This is a genomic window from Bacillus sp. JJ1503, from assembly GCF_036965125.1.
In the GTDB taxonomy this organism is placed as follows: domain Bacteria; phylum Bacillota; class Bacilli; order Bacillales; family Cytobacillaceae; genus Cytobacillus.
Window position 1 is genome coordinate 1 of sequence record NZ_JBALOZ010000057.1, and the last position, 3461, is coordinate 3461.

The following is a 3461-nucleotide window of genomic DNA, read 5'->3' on the forward strand; positions in this document are numbered from 1 at the left end:
GAAGAACGGAATGGGAAGGACTGGAGACAGGAAGCAGAAGCTTAGCTGCCGGCGGGGTGACCACCTTTTTTGATATGCCATTGAATAGCACTCCACCAACCATTAATAAAGAAAATTTGGAAATAAAAAGTTCTATTGCTGCTGAAAAATCCATTGTTAATCCGCGTTTTTGGGGCGGGCTAGTCCCAGAAAATATAGAGGATTTAAGAGGTTTACATGAAAATGGCGTGATCGGCTTTAAGGCATTCATGTCCCCAAGCGGGATTGATGATTTTAATAATGTGGATGATGAATCAATTTATAAGGGAATGAAGGAGATTGCCTCTCTTGGTTCGCTTTTAGCCGTTCATGCGGAAAGTACGGTAATGTGCGATCAGCTTGCGAAAGAAAAAATAAGTAAAGGGAAAGTATCAGCAAGAGATTTTGTGGAATCCCGTCCGATTATTTCTGAAGTAGAAGCAGTCAGAAGAGTCCTTTCTTATGCAGAGCTAACTGGATGTAAGCTGCATATTGTCCATGCCAGCAGCCGCAGAGTTGTGAAGCTTATTAATGAAGCAAAGGAAAGCGGCTTAGATGTTACAGTGGAAACATGCCCGCATTATTTATCGCTGACAGTAAAAGATTTAGAAGAAAAAGGAGTATTGACGAAGTGTGCTCCGCCATTAAGAGATAAGGATGAGGTAGAAAATCTATGGGCCGCTGTCGCAAATGGTGAAATTGATGTCATCGGTTCAGACCATTCACCAGCACCCGCATCCATGAAAGAAAGCACAGGCAATATTTTTGAAGGGTGGGGCGGTATTTCAGGAGCGCAATCTACGTTAAATATTTTGTTAACCGAAGGGCATTTTAAAAGAAAACTTCCTTTAGAAAAAATAGTTGAATTAACTTCAACAAATCCCGCGAAAGTATTCGGACTTTCAAATAAAGGAACGATTGCCGCCGATTACGATGCTGATTTGACACTTGTGAATTTAAACGAAAGCTTTGAACTAAAGAAGGAAGATTTATTCTATCGTCATCAGCATTCACCATATGTTGGCATGACCTTTAAAGGAAAAGTCACAACAACGATTGTCGGTGGGAAAGTAGTATTTGAAAATGGGAAACTGATGGAGAAATAAAAGAACATAACCCCGTCCCTTTATTGGAACGGGGTTATTTATTTTATCTTAGCCCTTCATTTATTTTATGGGAGGAGTAAGCCATAATGTTTAATTTAACAATAGTAAATAGATATTGCGTTTACCCCTTGTAATTCGATTTTGGGTAAACTATAATATCAATTAACCAGTGGTCAATTAAAGGAGGATCTATGTCACCTCGTAAATCATCTTCTCAAGAACTTACTCAAGAAATGATTCTAAATGTAGCAAGAACTCAATTTATTGAAAAAGACTATCATCAAGTATCCATGAGAAGTATTGCTAAACAACTTGATTGCAGTCACGGAGCTCTTTATTATCATTTTAAAAATAAAGCTGAATTATTTTATGCCATTATAGAAGAATATTTTATGAATTTGAACAGGCTTATCGAAGAAATTGTTGTGGCTCCTGAAGATTCTCATATTAAACTCCAAAAAATTCTGATCGGCTTTATTGAATTCGGCTTAAATCATCAAAGTCAGTATGAAATGATGTTTATGATAAGAAATACGGAGGTAAATGCTTTATCTCAAGAAGCTGCGAATCTTAGCTATGAAAAATTTGCTCAGGCCGTTCAATCTTTAGCTACGAATAAATTATTAATTAGTGATATTTACTCTTCGTTTATAGCTCTTCACGGCTTTGTTTCTCATTATCGGGGTCATGTTAGTGGATTTGAGGAAGCGAAAGAAGCTGCTCATTTACATGTCAAATTTATTTTTAAAGCTCTAAATCAACAGAACTGATTTAGAGTATATTTTTTAACTTTGTTGACCAGTGGTTAATAAAAGGAGGAAGATGAGAATGAAAAAAGCATTAGTGGCAGGTGCATCGGGTGGTATGGGATATGCATTAGTTTGTGAATTAGTATCTAGAGGTATTGATGTCGTTGCCTTTTCCAGAGGAAAAGAAAAGCTTGAACGACTTTACAAAAGCCAGTCAAATGTAATCATCTTTTCAGGAGACGCATTAAATCAAGATGATTTGATGGAAGCAGCAGATGGAGTAGATGTCATTTTTCATGCTGTAAGTTTTCCTTATCAAGAATGGGTTGAGAAACACCTCAAATGTATTGATATTATGTCAGAAGTGGCAAAAATAAAAGGAGCAAAAATAGCTTTTGTCGACAATATATATGCTTATGGAAGGCAATTTAATCAATTGGTGACAGAAGATGCAAAAAAAGAACCCCATACTAAAAAAGGAAAAATCAGACTGCAAATGGAAAACAGGTTAAAAGAAAGCGGTGTGCCAACCTTAATTGTCCATATGCCTGATTTATACGGGCCCAATGCTGAAAACACCATTCTTCACGAAACCCTCAAAAACGCAGTACTAAATAAAAAAGCCAATTTTGTTGGGAGTACGAAAGCAGCTAGGGAATTCCTTTTTACTAAAGATGGTGCGATAGCCATGGTTGAATTGGCACTCCGCCAAGAAGCATATAATCAAAATTGGAACATTCCATCTAAACATCCTATTACGGGTGATGAGTTAATTGCGATTATACGAGAAATAACGGGATACGAGAAAAAAGTCAGAACTGTATCGAAAAGCATGATCCGTTTCTTAGGAATTTTTTCACCCTTTATGAAGGAAATGGTGGAAATGATGTATTTGACGGAAAATCCAGTCTTGCTTAGTGGAGAAAAGTATCAAAAAGAGATAAATTTATGGCCGAGTACTTCATATAGACAAGGAATTCAAGAAACAATTTCTTGGATGAAGGAAAATTAAAGAGATGTATTAGTTTAATATGGTAAAATAGTGGAAAAACAGTCCTGGGAGAGAGCATATATGCATATCCGTAAACTAAATATAAATGAAAAACCACCGATCGATTTATTGCTATTGGCTGATCCTTCTTTGAAATTAGTTGAGGAATATACACAAAGAGGAGAATGCTTTGTGGCTGAAATGGATGATCAAATTGTTGGGGTGTATGTACTTCTTCCGACAAGACCTGAAACGGTGGAGCTGGTGAATATTGCAGTAATCGAAACCCGCCATGGCCGCGGTATCGGGAAACAACTTATCATGCATGCAATAAAGACAGCTAAATTATCTGGATACAAAACAATGGAAGTGGGTACTGGAAATTCCAGTATTGGACAATTAGCTCTCTATCAAAAATGTGGTTTTAGAATGACCGGTATTGATCTAGACTTTTTCACTAGGAATTATCCAGAAGAAATTATTGAGAACGGAATACTTTGCAGGGATATGGTTCGGTTATCTCAGAATTTGTAGATGAAATAGAAAAACTTATAGAACCAAACTAGAATTAGCTGCCATTTGTGGTGGCTATTTATT

General features: G+C 36.7%; 4 protein-coding genes. All 4 read left to right on the forward strand.

The window, feature by feature from the left end; translation table 11 throughout:
- Positions 1 to 1124, forward strand: a 1124-nt coding sequence (allB, locus tag V7149_RS05280) for an allantoinase AllB (protein ID WP_335344603.1), incomplete at its 5' end; no start/stop codon positions are given.
- Positions 1125 to 1315: 191 nt separating this feature from the next.
- A complete protein-coding gene (locus tag V7149_RS05285) occupies positions 1316 to 1894 on the forward strand; it encodes a TetR/AcrR family transcriptional regulator (protein ID WP_335344604.1) in 579 nt (192 codons plus the stop codon).
- A gap of 58 nt (positions 1895 to 1952) precedes the next feature.
- Positions 1953 to 2885 carry an SDR family NAD(P)-dependent oxidoreductase gene (locus tag V7149_RS05290; RefSeq protein ID WP_335344605.1) on the forward strand — a complete coding sequence of 311 codons (933 nt, stop codon included), beginning with the start codon at positions 1953 to 1955 and terminating at the stop codon, positions 2883 to 2885.
- Positions 2886 to 2945: 60 nt separating this feature from the next.
- Positions 2946 to 3398, forward strand: coding sequence for a GNAT family N-acetyltransferase (locus V7149_RS05295; RefSeq protein WP_335344606.1), 453 nt, complete (start codon positions 2946 to 2948; stop codon positions 3396 to 3398).
- The last annotated feature ends 63 nt before the right edge of the window (positions 3399 to 3461 follow it).

Coding starts and splice junctions, on each gene's coding strand:
- V7149_RS05285 (WP_335344604.1), top strand. CDS start 1,316: ATGTCACCTCGTAAATCATCTTCTCAAGAACTTACTCAAGAAATGATT.
- V7149_RS05290 (WP_335344605.1), top strand. CDS start 1,953: ATGAAAAAAGCATTAGTGGCAGGTGCATCGGGTGGTATGGGATATGCA.
- V7149_RS05295 (WP_335344606.1), top strand. CDS start 2,946: ATGCATATCCGTAAACTAAATATAAATGAAAAACCACCGATCGATTTA.